Origin of the sequence: Vibrio sp. S17_S38 (genome assembly GCF_014694375.1) — a bacterium.
In the GTDB taxonomy this organism is placed as follows: Bacteria; Pseudomonadota; Gammaproteobacteria; order Enterobacterales; family Vibrionaceae; genus Vibrio.
The window spans coordinates 1-20,577 of record NZ_JAAUWW010000007.1 but is presented as its reverse complement, the minus strand read 5'-3'; the positions used below and the strand labels follow the sequence as shown (position 1 = coordinate 20,577).

24 protein-coding genes are annotated in these 20,577 nt (G+C 40.8%); 16 read left to right on the top strand and 8 right to left on the bottom strand.

Features of this window, described 5'->3' with window-relative positions; all coding sequences use genetic code 11:
- Nucleotides 1-10 precede the first annotated feature (10 nt).
- Complete coding sequence (locus tag HC725_RS07090; protein ID WP_190331131.1) at nucleotides 11-877, bottom strand: YicC/YloC family endoribonuclease; 867 nt, start codon at nucleotides 875-877, stop codon at nucleotides 11-13.
- 156 nt (nucleotides 878-1,033) lie between these two features.
- On the opposite strand from HC725_RS07090, the gene rph reads away from it, so the two are divergent.
- The 3 genes from rph (at nucleotide 1,034) to HC725_RS07075 (ending at nucleotide 4,032) form a co-directional block, all read left to right on the top strand.
- Entirely contained in the window at nucleotides 1,034-1,762 is a 729-nt protein-coding gene (gene rph / locus HC725_RS07085; RefSeq protein WP_190331130.1) for a ribonuclease PH, read from the top strand.
- Between the two features lie 192 nt (nucleotides 1,763-1,954).
- On the top strand, nucleotides 1,955-2,596 hold the full coding sequence (gene pyrE / locus HC725_RS07080) for an orotate phosphoribosyltransferase (RefSeq protein ID WP_190331129.1): 642 nt from the start codon (nucleotides 1,955-1,957) through the stop codon (nucleotides 2,594-2,596).
- Nucleotides 2,597-2,826: 230 nt separating this feature from the next.
- The gene (locus HC725_RS07075) at nucleotides 2,827-4,032 is read left to right on the top strand and encodes an aromatic amino acid transport family protein (protein ID WP_190331128.1); all 1,206 of its coding nucleotides are present in this window, start codon (nucleotides 2,827-2,829) and stop codon (nucleotides 4,030-4,032) included.
- Nucleotides 4,033-4,249: 217 nt separating this feature from the next.
- On the opposite strand, the gene crp is transcribed toward HC725_RS07075, so the two are convergent.
- The 6 genes from crp to HC725_RS07045 form a co-directional block, all read right to left on the bottom strand.
- A complete protein-coding gene (gene crp, locus HC725_RS07070; RefSeq protein ID WP_153447942.1) occupies nucleotides 4,250-4,882 on the bottom strand; it encodes a cAMP-activated global transcriptional regulator CRP in 633 nt (210 codons plus the stop codon).
- 242 nt (nucleotides 4,883-5,124) lie between these two features.
- Nucleotides 5,125-5,994 carry a phosphoribulokinase gene (locus tag HC725_RS07065; RefSeq protein WP_190331127.1) on the bottom strand — a complete coding sequence of 290 codons (870 nt, stop codon included), beginning with the start codon at nucleotides 5,992-5,994 and terminating at the stop codon, nucleotides 5,125-5,127.
- 142 nt (nucleotides 5,995-6,136) lie between these two features.
- On the bottom strand, nucleotides 6,137-6,352 hold the full coding sequence (locus tag HC725_RS07060) for a YheU family protein (RefSeq protein WP_190331126.1): 216 nt from the start codon (nucleotides 6,350-6,352) through the stop codon (nucleotides 6,137-6,139).
- Between the two features lie 47 nt (nucleotides 6,353-6,399).
- Entirely contained in the window at nucleotides 6,400-7,389 is a 990-nt protein-coding gene (locus HC725_RS07055) for a DUF3187 family protein (RefSeq protein ID WP_190331125.1), read from the bottom strand.
- Between the two features lie 12 nt (nucleotides 7,390-7,401).
- Complete coding sequence (locus tag HC725_RS07050) at nucleotides 7,402-7,863, bottom strand: TIGR02444 family protein (protein WP_190331124.1); 462 nt, start codon at nucleotides 7,861-7,863, stop codon at nucleotides 7,402-7,404.
- Nucleotides 7,864-9,771, bottom strand: a complete 1,908-nt coding sequence (locus HC725_RS07045; RefSeq protein WP_190331123.1) for an ABC transporter ATP-binding protein — start codon at nucleotides 9,769-9,771, stop codon at nucleotides 7,864-7,866.
- A gap of 279 nt (nucleotides 9,772-10,050) precedes the next feature.
- On the opposite strand from HC725_RS07045, the gene kefG reads away from it, so the two are divergent.
- From kefG to slyD, 4 genes are all read left to right on the top strand, one after another.
- A complete protein-coding gene (kefG, locus tag HC725_RS07040) occupies nucleotides 10,051-10,659 on the top strand; it encodes a glutathione-regulated potassium-efflux system ancillary protein KefG (RefSeq protein WP_190331122.1) in 609 nt (202 codons plus the stop codon).
- A 27-nt stretch (nucleotides 10,660-10,686) separates the two neighbouring features.
- Nucleotides 10,687-12,480 (top strand): glutathione-regulated potassium-efflux system protein KefB, encoded by a 1,794-nt coding sequence (gene kefB, locus HC725_RS07035; RefSeq protein WP_190331121.1) that lies wholly within the window; start codon nucleotides 10,687-10,689, stop codon nucleotides 12,478-12,480.
- Nucleotides 12,481-12,499: 19 nt separating this feature from the next.
- The gene (locus HC725_RS07030) at nucleotides 12,500-12,700 is read left to right on the top strand and encodes a YheV family putative zinc ribbon protein (RefSeq protein WP_190331120.1); all 201 of its coding nucleotides are present in this window, start codon (nucleotides 12,500-12,502) and stop codon (nucleotides 12,698-12,700) included.
- Between the two features lie 89 nt (nucleotides 12,701-12,789).
- A complete protein-coding gene (gene slyD / locus HC725_RS07025) occupies nucleotides 12,790-13,359 on the top strand; it encodes a peptidylprolyl isomerase (protein ID WP_190331119.1) in 570 nt (189 codons plus the stop codon).
- Between the two features lie 56 nt (nucleotides 13,360-13,415).
- On the opposite strand, the gene HC725_RS07020 is transcribed toward slyD, so the two are convergent.
- Nucleotides 13,416-13,646: a SlyX family protein gene (locus HC725_RS07020; RefSeq protein ID WP_190331118.1), complete on the bottom strand. Its 231-nt coding sequence runs from the start codon at nucleotides 13,644-13,646 to the stop codon at nucleotides 13,416-13,418.
- Between the two features lie 372 nt (nucleotides 13,647-14,018).
- Between HC725_RS07020 and fkpA the strand changes: the two genes are divergently transcribed.
- The 9 genes from fkpA to HC725_RS16665 all read left to right on the top strand — a co-directional run.
- Nucleotides 14,019-14,825 carry an FKBP-type peptidyl-prolyl cis-trans isomerase gene (fkpA, locus tag HC725_RS07015; protein WP_190331117.1) on the top strand — a complete coding sequence of 269 codons (807 nt, stop codon included), beginning with the start codon at nucleotides 14,019-14,021 and terminating at the stop codon, nucleotides 14,823-14,825.
- A gap of 219 nt (nucleotides 14,826-15,044) precedes the next feature.
- Nucleotides 15,045-15,767 (top strand): PAS domain-containing protein, encoded by a 723-nt coding sequence (locus tag HC725_RS07010; RefSeq protein WP_190331116.1) that lies wholly within the window; start codon nucleotides 15,045-15,047, stop codon nucleotides 15,765-15,767.
- Entirely contained in the window at nucleotides 15,764-16,165 is a 402-nt protein-coding gene (tusD, locus tag HC725_RS07005) for a sulfurtransferase complex subunit TusD (RefSeq protein ID WP_190331115.1), read from the top strand. The genes HC725_RS07010 and tusD overlap by 4 nt, the downstream gene beginning before the upstream one ends.
- Entirely contained in the window at nucleotides 16,165-16,518 is a 354-nt protein-coding gene (gene tusC, locus HC725_RS07000) for a sulfurtransferase complex subunit TusC (protein ID WP_190331114.1), read from the top strand. The genes tusD and tusC overlap by 1 nt, the downstream gene beginning before the upstream one ends.
- Before the next feature lie 44 nt (nucleotides 16,519-16,562).
- Nucleotides 16,563-16,832 (top strand): sulfurtransferase complex subunit TusB, encoded by a 270-nt coding sequence (gene tusB / locus HC725_RS06995; RefSeq protein ID WP_190331113.1) that lies wholly within the window; start codon nucleotides 16,563-16,565, stop codon nucleotides 16,830-16,832.
- Nucleotides 16,833-17,018: 186 nt separating this feature from the next.
- The gene (gene rpsL / locus HC725_RS06990; RefSeq protein WP_190331112.1) at nucleotides 17,019-17,393 is read left to right on the top strand and encodes a 30S ribosomal protein S12; all 375 of its coding nucleotides are present in this window, start codon (nucleotides 17,019-17,021) and stop codon (nucleotides 17,391-17,393) included.
- Between the two features lie 113 nt (nucleotides 17,394-17,506).
- Nucleotides 17,507-17,977 carry a 30S ribosomal protein S7 gene (gene rpsG / locus HC725_RS06985; RefSeq protein ID WP_190331111.1) on the top strand — a complete coding sequence of 157 codons (471 nt, stop codon included), beginning with the start codon at nucleotides 17,507-17,509 and terminating at the stop codon, nucleotides 17,975-17,977.
- 217 nt (nucleotides 17,978-18,194) lie between these two features.
- On the top strand, nucleotides 18,195-20,291 hold the full coding sequence (fusA, locus tag HC725_RS06980) for an elongation factor G (RefSeq protein ID WP_190331110.1): 2,097 nt from the start codon (nucleotides 18,195-18,197) through the stop codon (nucleotides 20,289-20,291).
- A gap of 182 nt (nucleotides 20,292-20,473) precedes the next feature.
- On the top strand, nucleotides 20,474-20,577 hold a 104-nt coding region (locus HC725_RS16665), incomplete at its 3' end, for a GTP-binding protein (protein ID WP_238928544.1).

Below are 20,577 nucleotides of genomic sequence, written 5' to 3'. Positions count from 1 at the left end.
GCGATATTGATTATTCAATATTCTGGATCTGCTCGCGCATCTGCTCAATTAAGACTTTCAATTCAACCCCAGATGCAGTCACATCGGTGCTGATTGATTTTGATGCTAGCGTGTTTGCTTCACGGTTGAATTCTTGCATCATGAAATCAAGTTTACGGCCACAAGCGCCGCCTTTTTTCATGATGTTGGTGGCTTCTTTTACGTGGGAATCGAGGCGATCGAGTTCTTCTGCAACGTCTGATTTTTGCGCCAGTACGATTAACTCTTGCTCTACGCGTGAACTGTCTAATTCAATTTTTGCTTCTTCAAACTTGTTTAATAGGCGATCGCGTTGCCATTGCATGATTTCAGGCATGCGAGCACGAACTTTAGAGGCTTGTTCGGTGATGGCAGTAAGGCGCTGCTCAATAAGGGCTTTCATGTTGTCGCCTTCACGGCCACGCGCGTCGATGAAATCATCCATGGCTTCTTCAAATGCGCTTAATAATTCTTTTTGAATATTGTCCATGTCTTGTTCTGGGGCTTCCATTACGCCCGGCCAGTTCATGATTTGAAAAGGATTAAGGCGAGAATTTTCACCAGTAAGAAACATCACTTGTTTGGCTGCTTGAATGACTTGCTTAGCCAGATCTTCATTAATATTGAGATCGCTCTGGGCTTTTGAATTCGCTTCAAAACGTAGGTGACATTCTACTTTTCCGCGAGCTAAACGTTTACGAAAGCGCTCACGTAAAATTGGCTCTAGTCCACGGAACTGTTCTGGTAGGCGAAAGTAAGTTTCAAGGTAACGTTGGTTTACACTGCGGATTTCCCACACGGCGTTGCCCCAATCTGATTTGATTTCTTTACGGGCATAAGCGGTCATGCTGTAGATCATTGGATTTTCCTGATGCAAGAATAAGGGTGATTTTCTGTCGAGCATGGTAGCACAAGTCGCTGTATAAATGAGTAGGTAAGCAACGGCAAGATCGCTTTTTGACGTTAAGATCTATATAATCCTCGCCCAATTATGTCCTCAATTAGGTATCTATTTATGACTTCTACAACTCGCCCGAATGACCGCGCTGCCGATCAAGTTCGTCCAATAAAGATGACACGTAACTATACGGCTTATGCTGAAGGGTCTGTATTGGTGGAATTTGGTAACACTAAAGTTCTGTGTAATGCCAGTGTAGAAGAGAAAGTACCCGGTTGGTTGAAAGGCAAAGGACAAGGTTGGGTAACTGCGGAATATGGCATGCTGCCACGTGCAACTCATACGCGTAATCGCCGTGAAGCATCGAGTGGTAAGCAAGGTGGTCGTACGATGGAAATTCAACGCCTTATTGCTCGTAGCTTACGCGCTGTTGTTGATTTAAAAGTATTAGGTGAAATCATGATCACGGTTGATTGTGATGTGATTCAAGCAGATGGCGGTACGCGTACGGCATCTATTTCTGGTGCGAGTGTGGCGCTAGCGGATGCGATTCAATCATTGATGGCATCTGGTAAATTAAAGAAAAACCCAATGAAAGGTCATGTGGCTGCGGTTTCTGTTGGCATTCTTGGTGAGCACGCGTTGTGTGACCTGGAATATGTGGAAGATTCAGCCGCTGATACTGATATGAATGTGGTGATGACCGAGGAAGGTAAGATGATTGAAGTTCAAGGTACCGCAGAGGGTGAAGCGTTCTCTCGTGCGGAGTTAAATCAATTGTTGGATTTAGCCGAGAAAGGCATCAAGGATATTATCGCAGTCCAAAAAGCCACTCTGGCAGAATAGTTTATTTATAGCTCCTGATTTAGGGGCTATTTTTTTATGCTCGTTATACTTGATGCTACAGTTTTGTTGGTTGCGTTCGTTCACCCTAATCACTTAGGCAAGCTAAGCTCATAGGGATTCACGAACTTACCGCCTAACTGTAGTACCAATTATTTAGAGTATAGTGACAGACAGAAAGAAAAGAGAGAGATCATGAAAGCATATCAACGTGAATTTATTGAGTTTGCCCTTGAGAAACAAGTTCTTAAGTTTGGTGAGTTTACTTTAAAATCTGGCCGTACTAGCCCTTACTTTTTTAATGCAGGTTTATTTAACACTGGCCGTGATTTAGCTCGTTTAGGCCGTTTTTATGCAGCAGCATTAGCGGAATCAGGTATTGAGTTTGATGTGTTGTTTGGCCCTGCTTACAAAGGCATTCCTATCGCGACAACCACAGCCGTTGCTTTAGCTGATCATCATGATATTGATACGCCTTATTGCTTTAACCGTAAAGAAGCTAAAGATCACGGTGAAGGTGGCAATTTAGTGGGAAATCCATTGGAAGGCCGCATTATGCTGGTGGACGATGTGATCACTGCTGGTACCGCGATTCGTGAATCGATGGAAATCATTAAAGCCAATGGCGCTGATTTGGCGGGTGTATTAGTGGCCATTGATCGCCAAGAAAAAGGCAAAGGTGAGTTATCTGCTATTCAAGAAGTGGAGCGTGATTTTGGTTGCTCGGTTATTTCTATTATCTGTTTAGGCGACCTTGTGACTTACCTTGAAGAACAAGGCAATAGCGCAGAGCAGTTGGAATCAGTCAAGGCTTACCGTGCACAATACGGTATCTAGTTAATTTAAATCCGATTCAAAATATTCAATATTAAACCCCGCCATTTCTGTTGGAATGGCGGGGTTTTCTTTTGGATTGCATCTATTTTTGTAAACTATTTTATACGCAGTAAATTATCTTGGGTTTTGAGTGATGTTTGACCTGTTATGGCTGATTTTTTGAATTTATAGGTCGATTTATCTAGTCCAAGTGGTAAATTGTCGTAAATTATTTTGGACGGTAAGTGTAAATGAGTAATTCAAAAGTTCTAGGCAGTACTTTGATTATCGCAGGCACCACGATCGGTGCAGGGATGTTGGCGTTACCTATCGCGTCTGCGGGATTAGGCTTTATGACTTCATTAGCGATTATGGTCGTGATGTGGGCATTAATGGCGTATACCGCTTTGTTGATGTTGGAATTGCATCAACATGCTGATCATGATGCAACCTTACATACATTAGCTAAGCAGTTTTTAGGTAATAAAGGAAAGTGGATCGCGACCTTTGCGATGTTATTTTTATTTTATGCACTGTGCGCGGCTTATATTGCCGGCGGCGGTGGGCAGTTTAACGATAAGCTGCATAACTGGTTTGAGCTCGATGTTTCCAATGGTGCCGGTACACTTATCTTTACCATTTTGATCGCGGCGATCGTTACTTTTGGTACTTCCTCAGTCGATAAAGTGAACCGTGTACTTTTCACGTGTAAATTAATCGCGATGGCTGTGATGTTGTTCTTTTTAACGCCAAATATTCAAGCGGTTCATCTGGTTAATATGCCATTAGAAAAAGGCTTAATTATCGCAGCGCTGCCTGTTATTTTTACCTCTTTTGGTTTTCACGGTAGTATTCCTGCTGTCGTTCGATATTTAGATTTAGATATGAAGGCGCTAAAAAAAGTGATGGTGGTTGGTTCACTGTTACCTTTGGTTATTTATATTTTATGGCAATTAGCCACTTTAGGTGTCGTCGATCAAGCGAGTCTTTCTCAAGCCGGAGATGTGAGCGCATTGGTCGGTACGTTGTCTCAAGTTATTCATAATTCTATGATCTCTCAAGTGGTATCGGTATTTGCTGACCTTGCTTTAATTACTTCTTTTTTGGGCGTGAGTTTAGGGTTGTTTGAATTTCTGGGTGATAGTTTAAATAAGAGTAAAAGCCAAGGTGGACGTGTTGGAATCGCTTTAGTGACGTTTGTCCCACCATTATGTTTTGCTTTATTTTATCCGCAAGGTTTTATCATGGCATTAGGCTATGCCGCGATTGCTTTAGCTATTCTGGCTATTTTACTGCCTGTTGCGATGGTGAAGCGTTCGCGTAAGATTCACCTTAATACCCAAGGTTTTACCGTTGTTGGCGGTAGTGCCGCTTTGATGTTGGTTTTAGCTGCAGGTGTGGTGATTATTGGGGTACAAGTATTGATTAGCATTGGTATGTTGCCAGCGATCGGATAAAAATATTCCTGTCTTACTTGACGTTTGATTTGCTGGCTACGTTCAGTATTCCAACTACTTAGGTCAACTAAGCTCATGTATCCTCGTTTACTTACCAATTGAGTGTAATCTCAATTACTTTGCGTAAAGAAAGGGACAAAAATAAAGCCACTGAATCAGCATTCAGTGGCTTTGTCATTTTAAGTTGTTTAACGCGCTAGTTATTAACTATTAACTATTAACGAGTACCGTAAACCACGATGGTTTTACCATGAGCAGAGATCAGATTTTGCTCTTCTAGCATCTTCAAGATACGGCCAACAGTTTCACGTGAGCAACCAACAATCTGACCGATCTCTTGACGAGTGATCTTGATTTGCATGCCATCTGGGTGAGTCATAGCATCAGGTTGTTTGGCTAGATTTAGTAGCGTTTGTGCGATACGACCTGTTACGTCTAGGAATGCTAAGTCACCTACTTTTTGGCTGGTGATTTGTAGGCGAGTAGCCATCTGAGCGGAGAGACGCATCAAAATATCTGGGTTAACTTGGATCAGTTGACGGAATTTCTTGAATGAAATCTCAGCCACTTCACAAGGAGATTTAGCACGAACCCAAGCGGTACGCTCTTGATCTTCTTCGAATAGACCTAATTCACCAATGAAATCACCTTGGTTCAAATAAGACAGGATCATTTCCTTGCCTTCTTCATCCTTGATTAATACGGCTACAGACCCTTTTACGATGTAGTATAAAGTTTCTGCTTTTTCGCCAGCATGGATCAAAGTACTTTTTGATGGGTACTTATGAATATGACAATGCGATAGAAACCACTCTAAAGTTGGGTCAGTTTGAGGTTTACCTAGAACCATAATTTGTTACTTCCTCTGCAAGGCTTGCTCAGTTTTGAGTCATTCATCCTGAGACCGGCTAAACTGGTCAAATAGAATAGGTGTTAATCATTTTTGCTGCAAGTGCTCTTGCAGTCTTGAGTGCAAATACTACCTCTTTCTGCCAGAGATTTCTTGATTTTGATCGGGCTAGAGGCCGAATTATGTGAGTAAAACGTGTCCAAAGTCACAGACTTAACAGTAAGGTGAAATGGATCACTTTTTTAGCCAATTTTACCCGTTTCTGTTAATTGTTGAAGAAGCGGTTGGATGATCAATTCCATCGCAAAACTCATTTTGCCACCAGGAACGACAAGCGTGTTATGGCGAGACATAAATGAGCCTTCTATCATGGCTAGTAGATAAGGGAAGTCGACATTTTTAATCCCTCTTAATCGGATCACCACAAAACTTTCATCTAAACTTGGAATGCCTTTGGCGTTGAGTGGATTGGAAGTGTCCACTGTTGGTACGCGCTGAAAATTGATATGAGTACGAGAAAACTGTGGCGTGATGTAATTGAGATAATCATCCATAGATCGAACAATTGAATCCATTACTGCCTCTCGAGAGTGACCACGATCACGAGTATCACGAACAAATTTTTGAATCCATTCTAAGTTGACGATTGGTACCATTCCAATTAAGAAATCAACATGCTGTGAGGCGTTGATGGCATCATCGACCACGCCGCCATGCAACCCTTCATAAAACAGTACATCGGTGTTATCTGCTAAATCTTGCCAAGGAGTAAAGGTTCCCGGCATTTGGTTGTAAGGAACAGCTTCATCAAAACTGTGCAGATAACGGCGAATTTTTCCAGTGCCATCTTTACCATATTGCTTGAAAAATTTGGCTAGAGCAGGAAAGTTATTTGCTTCTGGTCCGAAGTAACTGATGTGTTTACCTTGTTCGCGAGCTTTACGAATTGCCACATCCATTTCTGGGCGGGTATAGCGATGGAAGCTATCACCTTCAACCCAAGATGCTTTGACTCCCATCATGTTGAACATTTTTCGGAAGGTCTCAGAAGTGGTTGTTGTCCCTGCACCTGAAGAACCGGTTACAGCAATAATGGGATGTTTTGCCGACATGATAATCCTTTCTTTCGACGTAAATGTTGATGAATAGTGTAGAGGAATGATCTGCAAGAATAAATAGTGAGATACTCAAGTAACATCAATGTGCGAGTTCTGTATTCTGCACCATGGAGTTACTTGAGCATAATCTTAACCATTAATTCAGTTGATTGACCGGTTTGATATCCACGCTTTCATGTAATTCTGAAAAAACAATCGCGACGCTGCCGGATTTTAATTGTTCTTTAACTTGTTTTATCTTGGTTTCAAGTGAGGTTTCTTGTATTCCGTAATCGGTGCCTTCACGTAAGATAAACTCTTTGATTAAGTTATCCAGCGTGTCAGGACCAATGTCTTGCCATGGAATGATCATTTATGTGCTCCAGAGAACCACCGATTTTAAATAACGGTAGCGACAGGTTAAATACGTTGGCGATACCCAAGTGTCATGGTGAAGTCAGCCGCGTTATCACTATTAATTACATTTTCAGTCATAGAAAATTCAATCGCGCCAAACCCGAGGTTATAACGGTAACCGACAATCGGTTCATAGGTAATCATGTTGAGTTCACTTTCATCATTATGCGTCGCACCTTGCTGTATTCTGAATTCAGCGACGAGAGAATGACGTTCATTAAAGATATATTGGTAACTTAAACTACCATTAGTAGTGAACTCTCTTAGGCTCACGAAATCGACACTATCGGTATCATGATGAATAACGTTAACACTGGTATAAAAGCGGTTAGAATCCGTTAAATAAAAGGAATAATTAAGTTGAAGTGCTTGTTCGAAAGAGCTATTGGCGAATTCACCGTTGAATACTTTGTTGTAATACAAAGCGCCACCAAATGATAGAGCTTGACGCTTAGTTTCAAAGACCGTTTTTTCTACATAAAGGTTAAAGGCATTATTAAATGCATCCCCCTTAAAGTCTTCGACGACTTGGCCTGTTTTCTTATTTTTAATATAAAAGCGGTCATTATCGACTTCATCTCGACCATTGGCACTGACGCCGAATACTTTATGGAAGCCATTGACAACACTGTCGAGTTTGTTGTTGGCGGCGAAACGATAGAGGTAATTAAAATCAATTTTCCAGTCATCGGCAGGAGCGTAGATCAAGCCCACGTTGATATCATTTTGATAGTAATCGCCCATGTAATCACTATTATCAACCCAAACACTAGAGATGGTGCCTTGACCGTAGGCTTCTAATGTTCCTTTTTTCCAACCAAATGCATCGCGAGTTTTGAGTGATAGCCCCATCGCTTGGATTGGTGCTTGAGTTAAAGTCAATAGAGGACCAAAATCGGTATAGTCGACTAGGGGTGTTGTGTCGCTTTCTGCGTTTGCTTGTAGGGTGACAAAACTGGCCAGAATGAACAGGATATATTTTGTAGATATCATGAAGATAAGCCTTTAATGTTCAATCTTATAAAAAATTGCAGACAAATGTGGCGCGCCTAGTTTTTGACAATAAAGATGCGTCATTGGTTGGCCTATGCTTGGTGATAAATCAAGATGATTAATACAATGAACAAGATCTGATTGTTGCTGGCGTTCTAGTTGTAATTCAAATTGCAGCGATTCGCGATAAAGTGTATCTGGTAAGTGAGGTTTGGCCTTACGTCGATAATCTCGAAATTGTTGCAATAGGTTTTCAGTTCGCTCAATCGCGTTATCTAATTGTTCCCATTGCTGTTTAGAAAGGCTCAATTCATGTTCATCGAGCCATTTTAACAATAAAATTAAGTTAACCGTACCTTTATGCCTGTTCTGTAAAACTAAGCAAGCTTCTTTTATTTCACGCACGCCGTAATGCTGCAAACTAAATTGCCACAATCGTTCACGGGTGAGGGGAAACAAAGAGGGCGTAGACATCTAATCGGTTAACTCCTCAAGCTCTTCTTGTAGTGCCATCCATTCCATTTCAACATTTTCAAGCTGCGATTTACTGGTGGCTTGTTGGTTGAGTACTTGAGTAAGTTTAGCCTTATTTTCGTCTTGATAGAGGGAAACATCACCTAATTGTTCTTCTGCTTGAGCAAGATCTTGGCTCAACTTGTCCATTTGGCTTTCAAGTTGGGTGATTTTCTTGCGCAATGGCGCGGTTTGTTTACGGCGTTCTGCTTCTAGGCGTTTTTGTTCTTTTCGATTAGCGGCGCTATTGGTGCTAGGTGCATCATCACTTTCACCTTGTGCATCTTTTCTATCTTGTTTTTGTTGGTCGGTTAGCCATTTATAGTAATCACCAAGATCACCATCAAATGGCATTACTTGTTGGGCATCCACTAGATAAAGATCATCGGTGGTCGCGCGCAATAAATAACGGTCATGACTGACAATTACCATTGCTCCTTCAAAGGTTTGCAATGCCATGGTTAGCGCTTGACGCATATCTAAATCAAGGTGGTTGGTAGGCTCATCGAGTAATAATAGATTCGGTTTCTGCCACACTAACAAGGCTAATACTAAGCGCGCTTTTTCACCGCCAGAGAAGGGCGCGACTTTATCTAACGCTTTCTCCCCTTGGAAACCAAAGCTGCCAAGGTAATCTCTCAACTGTTGTTCTGTTTGATTGGTAGCAATTTGCATCAAGTGTTGCAGTGGGGTTTCTTCTGGATGCAGCGTTTCTAGTTGATGCTGAGCAAAATATCCAATCTTTACACCTTGAGAATAGGTGAGGTCGCCGCCTTGTGGATTGAGCTCACCTGAGAGTAATTTGATCAAAGTCGATTTACCAGCGCCATTGCGGCCAAGTAAACCAATACGACTGCCTGGAACTAAATTCAAACGGATTTTTTCTAAGATCAATTTATCGCCGTAACCTGCCGAAACATCATCCATCATCATAATAGGATTGGGTAGGGCAGCCGGTTCACGAAATTCAAAGTTAAATGGGTTATCAAACTGTGCAGGCAGGACTTTTTCCATTTTCTCTAATGCTTTAATACGACTTTGTGCCTGACGAGCTTTAGAGGCTTTATAGCGAAAACGGTCGATGTAGCTTTGCATGTGCGACATTTGCTTTTGCTGCTTGGAGTACATGGCTTGTTGCTGCATCAACTTTTGAGCACGCTGGGTTTCAAAGGAAGAATAGTTACCGGTGTATTCATTTAGAGCTTGATTTTCAACGTGAATGATTCGACCGACAATCGGATCTAAAAAGTCACGGTCATGGGAGATCAAAATCAAGGTGCCAGGATAGTTCTGTAGCCATTTTTCAAGCCATAAAACAGCATCTAAATCTAAGTGGTTGGTCGGTTCATCGAGTAGGAGTAAATCAGAGCGACACAGTAGAGCTTGAGCAAGGTTTAAACGCATGCGCCAACCACCGGAGAACTGGGTTAAACTCCATTGCATTTGCTCTTGGCTAAAGCCTAAACCGTTTAGTAGTTCAGCCGCTCGAGCATTAATGGTATAGCCGCCCACAATATCGATTTTGCTGTGTAATTCTGCAACTAATGTACCGTTGTCGGCTTGTTCAGCTTTAACTAGTTGTTGCTCTAAATTTCGAAACTCTCTATCGCCATCAATGACATAGTCGATTGCTGCTCGATCTAATGCTGGTGTTTCTTGTGCAACCCAAGCTAGCTCCCAATGGGAAGGCATCTGAAAATTACCAGCATCGATAGATAGTTCATCTTTAAGTAGAGCAAACAGTGTTGATTTACCACAGCCATTTTTGCCAACTAGACCGACTTTATCACCAGGATGAATAGTCGCAAAGGCTTGGTCTAATAATGGCTTTCCGCCGCGAAGTAATTGAATGTCTGAAAATATAATCATAGGGTTGTGATCTAACTTTTGCTCTAGATAATTGAATGCATGAACGAAATGAAACCGCAGAGAATAGTAGGCGTTTCATGATTAGATGTCGATAATTATACTATTTAACGTGAGCTCAGGATAATTTAAGAAAATATGATAAACACCAATGTAAACCGTTATACTTATTCTACTCATGCTTACTCTATCCATAAGTTAAGCCTGACATATTTTTAAAAATATATATTTTAAGAATACAAGCTTAAAGAATACCGATGAGCCTATCAAAAGGAGTGAGAGATGTCTGACAGGAAGGATCGTTTTCAAGCTACGCCGCTTCAATCTACCTCCACTGATTCTGATAAGTCTTCTGACCAACAGGATTTTCCTCGAGTTTTGGTTATTTTTGCTCATCCTGATCCCGATGATTCTGTTGCCAATCAAATATTACTTAAAGCGATTCAAGGGCTTTCTCACGTTCGAGTGCATGATTTGTATGCACGCTATCCTGATTTTTTTATTGATGTTGCCGCGGAGCATCGCTTGCTTCTTGAGCATGATGTGATCGTTTTTCAGCATCCTTTATTTATGTATTCTTGCCCAGCGTTAATGAAAGAATGGATGGACTCTGTGTTGGGTAAAGGGTTTGCTTTTGGTGAGGGGCGCGCGCTAGCTGGAAAGTCTTGGCGTAGTGTCATCACGACTGGGGGATCTAAACAAGCCTTCTCCGCGAAAGGTTATAACCAATATCCGCTGGAACAAATTTTACAGCCTTTTGAATTGACGGCGAAATTATGTCAAATGAATTGGCTTGAGCCTTTAGTGTTGTATTGGGCGAGAAATGTAGATCAGGCCACTCGCCTTCAACATGCGCAAATGTATCGTCAATGGCTTATCAATCCAATGTAATGAGCTGTCGATTAATAAGGAGTTTCAATGGCATCATCGACCTTTGAATTATTAGAAGGCAGCGTGGTTTTTTTATCGGCTGCGGTTATTGCTGTGCCTTTGGCTCAACGCTTTGGTTTAGGTTCAGTACTTGGCTATTTAATTGCGGGTATTGCGATTGGTCCTTGGGGGTTAGGACTAATTAGCGATGTTGATAGTGTGATGCATTTTGCTGAATTTGGCGTGGTGTTATTGCTATTTTTAATTGGTTTGGAGCTTAATCCCAAAAAATTATGGCAAATGCGCATCCCAATTTTAGGCTTGGGTGGCGCGCAAGTGTTGGTGACGACGTTGGTGCTATCTGTGATCGCCCATCAATTTGGTATCAGTTGGCAAAATAGCTTGGTTATTGGGATGGGGTTGGCGCTTTCTTCTACTGCGATTGCATTGCGAGTTATTGAAGAACAAGACTTAAGTGGAACCGAAACCGGGCAATCAGGGTTCGCGATTTTACTCTTTCAAGATATCGCTGTGATCCCTATGTTAGCTATGCTTCCTTTGCTGGCTGGCAATGTCGGTGGTGATTGGCTCGATGCAGTATGGATGATTGGCGGTGTGGTCGGCTTATTGGTCGGAGGGCATTATTTATTACGTCCTATATTTCGCTTTGTGGTGATGAGCCGAGTGAGAGAATTGTTCACGGTTGCTGCATTATTATTGGTGATCGGCATTTCCGTCATCATGCAAAAACTGGGTTTGTCGATGGCTCTTGGAACCTTTTTAGCGGGAGTTTTACTTGCAGAAAGTGAGTATCGTCATGAATTAGAAAGTGCCATTGAGCCATTTAAAGGATTATTGTTAGGCTTGTTTTTTATGTCGGTTGGTATGGCCGTCAATTTAGGTTTATTAGGGCTTTATCCTATAAAAATAGTGTTAGCCGTTGTGGCTTTGGTCAGTATCAAAGCATTATTGATTTATGGCTTGGCGCGTTTAATGGGGACTCGAGGCAAAGCGCGCAGTCGAATGGCTGCCATTCTTAGCCAAGGTGGTGAATTTGCTTTCGTTCTTTTTACTGCCGCGCAAGGTCAAGGCCTGTTAGGAAAAGAAATAACTTCATTTTTACTTGTGGTGGTGAGTTTATCTATGATGACCACACCGTTGATCTTATTGGCTCAACAAAAATGGTTTAGTCGCACCATTAATTTAAATGAAGATATGCCATCAGATGTGGTAAATGAAGAGCCGAGAGTGATAGTCGCGGGGTTTGGACGCTTTGGACAAGTGGTTGGACGTTTGTTGTACGCGAATAAAATTCGGTTAACAGTATTAGAGAACGATCCTAGTCAGATCCAAGTGTTACGTAAGTTTGGTTATAAAGTGTATTATGGCGATGCTACTCAACTGGACTTATTGCGCGCGGCTGGGGCAGAAGAAGCTGAAGCGATTGCGATTTGTACCGACTCACCCGACGAAGTGCTTAAAATTGCCGAATTGTGTAAGCAACACTTTCCTAATTTAAAAGTATTGGCACGAGCTCGCAGTAGGGTAGAAGCCTATCAATTACTTAATATTGGCGTGACTTTATTTTCTCGTGAAACTTTTCTTGGTGCACTGGATTTAGGGCGGCAAGTACTGACTGAACTTGGTATGCATCCTTATCAAGCGAAACGAGCAGAAGCACACTTTAAAAAATTGGATACCACAATGTTGAAAGAGTTATTACCTCAACATAGTGAAGATAAAGACACAGGTTTGCGGGCGAAAGAAGCACGTAAGGAACTGGAAGAAATCTTTGATCGAGAGATGGAAAGCGACCGTAAAACTCAAAATCATTGGGATTAAATTATATTTAGGAATAACAATGACAAGTAAAAAAAGGTTTATTGCTGGTGCGAAATGCCCAATATGTAAAGAATCCGATAGCTTACGGGTATGGGAAGAAAACAATATTGAAATGGTCGAATGTGTAGAATGTGACTATTTAGAGCAGCAAACATCCGAGGCGGTGGAGCAATCGGCTTACCCTTCGGAACAAATGATTGGAATTTTTAAGCCTGAATGATTGAAATTTGCCAGCATTATCCCCATTATTTGTCTCATAACGATTAGGTGCTCATTTATTTTTATACCTAATCCAAGCCTGGAGTGAATATGAATATTGAAAAAAACGTTGTTGTTAGCCTTGCTTATAAAGTTACAACGGAAGATGGTGTGGTTGTTGACCAGTCAACAGTTGAGGCGCCGTTAGATTATCTACATGGTAATAACAACCTGATTTCTGGCCTAGAAAATGCCTTAGATGGTAAAGTTCAAGGTGATAAATTTAATATTGTTATCGCTCCAGACGATGCTTACGGTGAACATAATGAAGGCTTAGTTCAACGTGTTCCTGCGAATGTTTTTCATGGTGTGGATGAAATTGAAGTTGGTATGCGCTTTTTAGCTGACACAGACCAAGGACAAATCCCTGTAGAAATTACCGAAGTAGATGGCGATGAAGTTGTCGTTGATGGAAACCATATGCTTGCAGGTCAAACATTAACGTTTGATGTTGAAGTTGTTGCGGTACGTGAAGCAACAGAAGAAGAAGTGGCTCACGGTCATGTACATCAAGCGGGTGGTCATCACCACGACCACGACGGTGACTGTTGTGATCATGATCATGGAGAAGAGAAAAAAGAAGGCTGTGATAGTAATGGCGGCTGCGGTTGTTCTCACTAATCTTCAATAGATGATAAAAAGCGCTAACCAACAGGTCTAGCGCTTTTTTGTAATGATTAATAATGAGGTGGTGGTGTTTCTTCTGATGGATCGGCAAGATCAGAGGTATCTAAGTTTTTTACCTTACCAACAACATATTTCATTTGATCTTGCATGCGACTGATCAACAGTTGTTGTTGGCTGAGAGCGTCATTGAGTTCGTTAATTGTTTGTTCTTGGAAGGCGAGTTGGCATTCTAAATCGTCAATGCGTTGCTTTAGTTGATGCTCAGTCGTATGTGAAGTCATGATATTCCTATAAACAGGTGAAGCAGACAGTAATTGGATTATACATACATTAACCAATAATCATGATCTTATTGTCGCGAGATTATCATCTTACCTCTTGTGAGTATGGTCTAAGAATGAGACGGCTTTAGTATAAATTTGTCAGGGCTATGTTGTAATAGCGTCCGTTTAAGGTATTGATTTAAAGGATTAAGACAAATTATAGTGAATTGATGAACTTTCATCAAAAAATATGGTCTGCTAACAAAGACTATTAAAAATAAGTAGAAATATAATCTGTGGTGCCACGTTCATCTCAGGCTATGTGGTTACAATTTATAATTAATTTTTAAATGATAATGATGATGGATTTCCATCACGCTGGAGAATTTAATGAAACCGATTTTTAAAGTATCACTGCTAGCAGCAACTGTATTACTCGCTGTAGGTTGTCAAAAAGACGATGCGAAAGATGCATCAGCCACTGCACCAAAAGTCGAACAGGCACAATCTGCGGCTTCTCCTGCTATGGCTCAATACAAAACAGATGACGAACAAGCCGCTTATGCAATCGGCACTTCTTTCGCTAACTACCTAAACACAAGTATTGAGAAACCAGCTGAAATTGGTATCAAGTTAGACAAAGATATTGTCCTGAAAGGTATCGAAGATTCATTTGCTAAAAAATCTGGTATGACAGAAGAAGAAACACGCACCGTTTTACAAAACTTAGACAAGCGCGTACAAGAAAAAATGCAAGCCAAAGCAAAAGAGAAGTCAGCTGCTGCTCAAAAAGAAGGCGCTGATTTTCGTGCTAAGTTCGCAAAAGAAGATGGAGTAAAATCAACAGAATCAGGCATTCTTTACAAAGTAGAGAAAGAAGGTACGGGTATCACTCCAAAGGCAACTGACACTGTTGTAGTCAATTACGAGGGTAAACTTATCGATGGTACTAAATTCGATAGTTCATACGATCGTAAAGAGCCTGCTACTTTCCCATTAAATCGTGTCATTCCTGGCTGGACTGAAGCGGTTCAGTTGATGAAAGTCGGTTCTAAATACCAAGTTGTTATCCCGCCAGAGCTAGCATACGGCGAGCAAGATACACCAACGATTCCAGCTAACTCTACTTTAGTATTTGAAATTGAATTAATGTCTGTGAAAGCTGATGCAGCGCCGCAAGCGTCAGCACATAAATAATTTGATTTAATACCTAACCCATTTTTGGGGAAGCGGTAAATATTATTGATAGTATAAAAAAGACCTATTGCGATAGGTCTTTTTTTATCTAATTTTTGTGATAAATAGTGAGTAAACTTGCTTTAAATCATCATATCGAACAGCGAATAATACCAAATTAAAATTTTCTGATAAACTTACGCCAATTTGTTTAATTTATAAAATTTGATTGAGGTGTGTGTGGAGAACTCTGAAGCTGTTCATTCTGAAGCGTTGTTAGAAATTGAATCGGTCCATGCTAAACCATTTTCGGAACACGATAAGATTATTTTAAGTTCTTACGAAGCGGTCGTTGATGGCCTTGCCAGTTTGATTGGTAGCTATTGCGAGATTGTGCTGCATTCGCTAGAAGATTTAAATACTTCCGCGATTAAAATAGCCAATGGTGAGAATACTGGCCGTAAAGTAGGTTCTCCTATTACGGTTCTTGCATTGAAAATGTTAAAAGATATTGAAGGCTCAGAGCGTAACTTTTCTCGTTCTTATTTTACTCGCGCTAAAGGTGGCGTGCTGATGAAATCTATTACCATTGCAATTCGAAATGGTGAACAGAGAGTGATTGGGCTTTTATGTATCAACATTAATTTAGATGCACCGTTTTCTGATGTGCTACATGCGTTTATGCCAACGGCTGAAGCTGAAGAGGCTGCGTCATCAGTCAATTTTGCCAGTGATGTTGAAGAACTGGTGGATCAAACGGTTGAACGCACTATTGAAGAAATTAATACAGATAAATCAGTTTCAAATAATACAAAAAATAGACAAATTGTAATGGATCTCTACGATAAAGGTATCTTTGATATTAAAGACGCAATTAACCGTGTTGCCGACCGATTGAATATCTCAAAACATACGGTTTATCTCTATATTCGCCAGCGTAAAATTGAGGATGGAGAGAAGTGAGTTTCCAGCCTTTAACTTATACTTTGCTCGTTAATGGTTCAGTTTATGGCAGCCAGTCAGCTCGTCATGCATATCGTTTTGCTTGTGCGTTAATTGAAAAGGGGCACACATTGGTGAGCGTGTTTTTCTATCAAGACGGTGTACATAATACGTCTAGCTTAACGTTGCCGGCTAATGATGAATTTGATTTGCACAAAGCTTGGAAAACTATAGCTGCTCAACATAAGGTACGTTTAGAATCCTGTGTAGCCGCATCTTTGCGCCGTGGTATCGTAGATAGCCATGAAGCTACGACTCACCAATTATTGGCTTCAAATACCGCTCAAGAATTTGAACTCGCGGGGTTAGGTAGCTTAGCTGAGGCGTTACTAATTCAAGATAGAGTGGTGCAATTCTAATGAAATTAGGTTTTGTATTTCGATCATTCCCCCATACCACCGCTAAAGGTCGTGAAGGGCTAGATGCGTTACTAGCAACATCTGTATATAGTGAAAATATTGATGTATTCTTTATCGGAGCCGGTGTCACTCAACTACTATTGAACCAAGATCCAGAGCAAGTATTATCTAGGGATTATACCGCCGCTTTTAAATTGTTAGAATTGTATGATATTGAAAATATTTATGTGTGTGAGTTGTCATTAAAGCATTATGAAATAACGCCTTCAGCATTAATGATTCCAGTTATTCCGCTAAGCTCGCGGGATTTAAATAATAAGCTTCATCAATGTAATAAACTTCTTAGTTTTTGATCTTAAAAATCATTAAATCGGTAGGTAAAAAGATGCTTCATATCGTGAAAAATAAACCCGCCTTAGAGCAAGCTCGCCTGTTTTACTCATCTGGCGATGTCATTTTGCTGATTGAAGATGCGGTTTATACCGGAATTGAACAGATAAACATCCAAGAAGAGAAAAATGATCCAAAAGATCATTGTTTCTACCTTAAGGAAGATATTGAGGCGAGAGGCTTATCTGGTTTAGTGGTTTTTTCGGGCCAATTGGTTGATTATAATGATTTTGTTTCATTAACAGAAAAGCATGAACAATCGTTAACTTGGGAATAAAAAAGCCGAAGTATAGTTTGATACCCTCTGGATAAAAAAAATACTCCTCACAAAATTGTATATTTCTTGACACACACACCTTTGATGCATAAAATTTTGCGTCCCTATTTCTTACTATAAGATTTATAGTCAGAAGTTAGGGATAGATTTTTCACAAGCTTATTTTCGTAAATCAGGAGCTATTTAATGGCAACTATTAACCAGTTGGTACGCAAGCCACGTGTAAAGCAAGTTGTTAAAAGCAACGTGCCTGCGCTAGAAGCGTGTCCACAAAAACGTGGTGTATGTACTCGCGTATATACTACTACTCCAAAAAAACCGAACTCAGCATTACGTAAAGTATGTCGTGTTCGTCTAACTAACGGCTTTGAAGTTACTTCATACATCGGCGGTGAAGGTCACAACCTTCAAGAACACAGTGTTGTTCTTATCCGTGGTGGTCGTGTTAAAGATTTACCAGGTGTGCGTTATCACACCGTCCGCGGCGCGCTTGACTGTGCTGGCGTAAACGGCCGTAAACAAAGCCGTTCTAAGTATGGTGTTAAACGTCCTAAGTCTTAATCTTTCTTTATAAACGAGAAAGCGTTAAGTAAGGCCAAACACTAAAATAATATATTTTGTTGAAAAAACTGAAAAGTTTTGGATAACCTGAAGAAGACAACGGAGAAACATCCATGCCACGTCGTCGCGTAATAGGCCAGCGTAAGATCCTTCCAGATCCTAAGTTCAAATCTGAATTGCTGGCAAAATTTGTAAACATCCTTATGGTTGATGGTAAAAAATCAACTGCAGAGAAAATCGTTTACACTGCATTAGATACAATGGCTGAGAAATCTGGTAAAGGTCACTTAGCTGTATTCGAAGAAGCTCTTGAAAATATTCGTCCAACGGTAGAAGTTAAATCTCGCCGTGTGGGTGGTTCAACTTACCAAGTGCCTGTAGAAGTTCGTCCGGTTCGCCGTAACGCTCTTGCTATGCGCTGGATGGTTGAAGCTGCGCGCAAGCGTGGTGAAAAATCTATGGCAATGCGCCTAGCTGCTGAAATGCTAGATGCGTCAGAAAACAAAGGTACTGCTGTTAAGAAACGTGAAGACGTTCACCGTATGGCAGATGCGAACAAAGCGTTCGCACACTACCGTTGGTAATAAACTCTTTGCTTGCAAAGAGGCCGCGTTAGTTCGACCTTCTGTGCTGCGAGTTTTCTCGCAGCACTTTTTTACTATTTTAAGTGATCAAAAAATTGCTTGAAATCGAATTATGCTTGCAAGAGCATGACCCCTGAAATTCTAATTTCTATAAAATATTATTGGTTTATTAAATAAGTGATTTATAGAAATTGGTATTAGCTAAGAGGATACAACTGTGGCTCGTAAAACTCCTATAGAGCGTTACCGTAATATCGGTATTTGTGCGCACGTAGATGCAGGAAAAACAACCACAACTGAACGTATTCTATTCTACACTGGGCTTTCTCATAAGATTGGCGAAGTTCACGATGGTGCTGCAACCATGGATTGGATGGAACAAGAGCAAGAGCGTGGTATTACTATCACATCTGCTGCAACCACCACCTTCTGGCGTGGTATGGATGCTCAATTTGATGATCATCGTATTAATATTATCGATACTCCTGGACACGTAGATTTCACTATTGAAGTTGAGCGCTCTTTAAGAGTTCTCGATGGTGCTGTTGTTGTTTTTTGTGGCTCATCAGGTGTTGAACCTCAATCGGAAACAGTGTGGCGTCAAGCAGATAAATATCATGTACCTCGCATTGTATTCGTGAATAAAATGGATCGAACTGGCGCTGATTTTTTACGTGTTATTAAGCAGATTGAAAATCGTCTAGGAGCGACTCCCGTTCCTATTCAATTAAATATTGGCGCAGAAGAAGAGTTTCGAGGCATTGTCGATCTTATTAAAATGAAGGCAATTAATTGGAATGATGCAGATCAAGGCATGACTTTTAGTTATGAAGAGATCCCTGCTGACATGCAAGAATTAGCTGAAGAGTGGCGTAATAACTTAATTGAAGCTGCAGCGGAAGCATCAGAAGAGTTAATGGATAAATATCTTGAAGGTGAAGAGTTAACTGAAGCTGAAATTAAACAAGGTCTTCGAACTCGAACATTGAATAATGAGATTGTCCTTGCAACTTGTGGCTCAGCTTTCAAAAATAAAGGTGTACAAGCGGTTTTAGATGCCGTACTTGACTACTTACCATCCCCAATTGATGTTCCTGCAATTAAAGGTATTGATGAGAATGAGAATGAAGTTGAGCGTCATGCTGATGACAAAGAACCTTTCGCTGCGTTAGCATTTAAAATTGCTACAGATCCATTTGTAGGAACTCTCACTTTTATGCGAGTGTACTCTGGTGTGGTGAACACGGGTGATACTGTTTATAACTCTGTGAAGCAGAAACGTGAGCGTTTAGGACGCATTGTTCAAATGCACTCAAATAAGCGCGAAGAAGTTAAGCAAGTTTTAGCTGGTGATATAGCAGCAGCTATCGGCCTTAAAGATGTTACGACTGGTGATACTCTTTGTGATCAAAATCATAAAGTTATATTAGAACGTATGGAATTCCCTGAACCAGTTATTCAGATCGTTGTTGAACCTCGTTCGCAAGCTGATCAAGATAAAATGGCCATTGCTCTGGGTAAATTAGCGGCAGAAGACCCATCATTCCGTGTTGAAACTGACCATGAAACAGGCCAAACCCTGATTTCTGGTATGGGTGAACTACACTTAGATATTATTGTTGACCGCATGAAACGCGAATTCAGTGTTGATTGTAATGTGGGTAAACCTCAAGTGGCTTATCGCGAAACTATCCGCGGTAAAACAGAAATTGAAGGTAAATTCATCCGTCAGTCCGGTGGTCGCGGCCAATATGGACATGTTTGGTTAAAGCTAGAACCATCTGAACCGGGTGAAGGATTTGTTTTTGTAGACGAAGTCGTGGGTGGTGTTGTTCCTCGTGAATACATCAGTTCAGTAGCGAAAGGTATTGAAGAGCAAATGAATAATGGTGTGCTTGCTGGTTATCCTGTCATGGATGTCAAGGCTACATTATTCGACGGTTCATATCATGATGTAGACTCAAATGAAATGGCGTTTAAAATTGCCGGCTCAATGGCTTTCAAGAACGGTGCTCTGCAAGCGCAACCAGTGCTTTTAGAACCAATGATGAAAGTTGAAGTAACTACCCCAGAAGATTGGATGGGGGATGTGGTTGGTGATATTAATCGTCGCCGCGGCATTATTGAAGGAATGGATGAAGGTAATGCGGGTTTGAAGGTTATTCGAGCTCAGGTTCCTCTGTCTGTTATGTTTGGTTACGCAACCGACTTACGTTCCGCAACTCAAGGTCGAGCTTCGTATTCAATGGAATTTTCTGAATATGCAGAAGTACCTAAAAATGTAGCTGATGCAATTATTGCGGAACGTGGTTAATAACTTTATTAAGCTATAGCTTGATGATACCAATTGTTTATTGACCATTTTGGTAAAGAAGCAATTGACTGATTAAGTAATGAATTTATTGCGTTGACGAAAGTTGGCGCATAAAATGACAAATTCTGGCGCGTTTTGGTCTTTTTAATCAAAGCGAATCATAACTAGGAAGGAACACGATTGTGTCTAAAGAAAAATTTGAACGTACGAAACCGCACGTAAACGTTGGTACTATCGGCCACGTTGACCACGGTAAAACAACTCTTACTGCTGCTATCTGTACTAC

Bases quoted from the DNA above. Each gene is read 5' to 3' on its own strand.
- HC725_RS07020 (WP_190331118.1), bottom strand. From the start codon at position 13,646: ATGACTTCACATACGACTGAGCATCAACTAAAGCAACGCATTGACGAT.
- HC725_RS07060 (WP_190331126.1), bottom strand. From the start codon at position 6,352: ATGATCATTCCATGGCAAGACATTGGTCCTGACACGCTGGATAACTTA.
- slyD (WP_190331119.1), top strand. From the start codon at position 12,790: ATGAATATTGAAAAAAACGTTGTTGTTAGCCTTGCTTATAAAGTTACA.
- HC725_RS07050 (WP_190331124.1), bottom strand. From the start codon at position 7,863: ATGTCTACGCCCTCTTTGTTTCCCCTCACCCGTGAACGATTGTGGCAA.
- HC725_RS07030 (WP_190331120.1), top strand. From the start codon at position 12,500: ATGACAAGTAAAAAAAGGTTTATTGCTGGTGCGAAATGCCCAATATGT.
- rpsL (WP_190331112.1), top strand. From the start codon at position 17,019: ATGGCAACTATTAACCAGTTGGTACGCAAGCCACGTGTAAAGCAAGTT.
- HC725_RS07090 (WP_190331131.1), bottom strand. From the start codon at position 877: ATGATCTACAGCATGACCGCTTATGCCCGTAAAGAAATCAAATCAGAT.
- rpsG (WP_190331111.1), top strand. From the start codon at position 17,507: ATGCCACGTCGTCGCGTAATAGGCCAGCGTAAGATCCTTCCAGATCCT.
- pyrE (WP_190331129.1), top strand. From the start codon at position 1,955: ATGAAAGCATATCAACGTGAATTTATTGAGTTTGCCCTTGAGAAACAA.
- rph (WP_190331130.1), top strand. From the start codon at position 1,034: ATGACTTCTACAACTCGCCCGAATGACCGCGCTGCCGATCAAGTTCGT.
- kefG (WP_190331122.1), top strand. From the start codon at position 10,051: ATGTCTGACAGGAAGGATCGTTTTCAAGCTACGCCGCTTCAATCTACC.
- fkpA (WP_190331117.1), top strand. From the start codon at position 14,019: ATGAAACCGATTTTTAAAGTATCACTGCTAGCAGCAACTGTATTACTC.
- crp (WP_153447942.1), bottom strand. From the start codon at position 4,882: ATGGTTCTAGGTAAACCTCAAACTGACCCAACTTTAGAGTGGTTTCTA.
- kefB (WP_190331121.1), top strand. From the start codon at position 10,687: ATGGCATCATCGACCTTTGAATTATTAGAAGGCAGCGTGGTTTTTTTA.
- HC725_RS07055 (WP_190331125.1), bottom strand. From the start codon at position 7,389: ATGATATCTACAAAATATATCCTGTTCATTCTGGCCAGTTTTGTCACC.
- tusC (WP_190331114.1), top strand. From the start codon at position 16,165: ATGAAATTAGGTTTTGTATTTCGATCATTCCCCCATACCACCGCTAAA.
- HC725_RS07045 (WP_190331123.1), bottom strand. From the start codon at position 9,771: ATGATTATATTTTCAGACATTCAATTACTTCGCGGCGGAAAGCCATTA.
- HC725_RS07075 (WP_190331128.1), top strand. From the start codon at position 2,827: ATGAGTAATTCAAAAGTTCTAGGCAGTACTTTGATTATCGCAGGCACC.
- HC725_RS07065 (WP_190331127.1), bottom strand. From the start codon at position 5,994: ATGTCGGCAAAACATCCCATTATTGCTGTAACCGGTTCTTCAGGTGCA.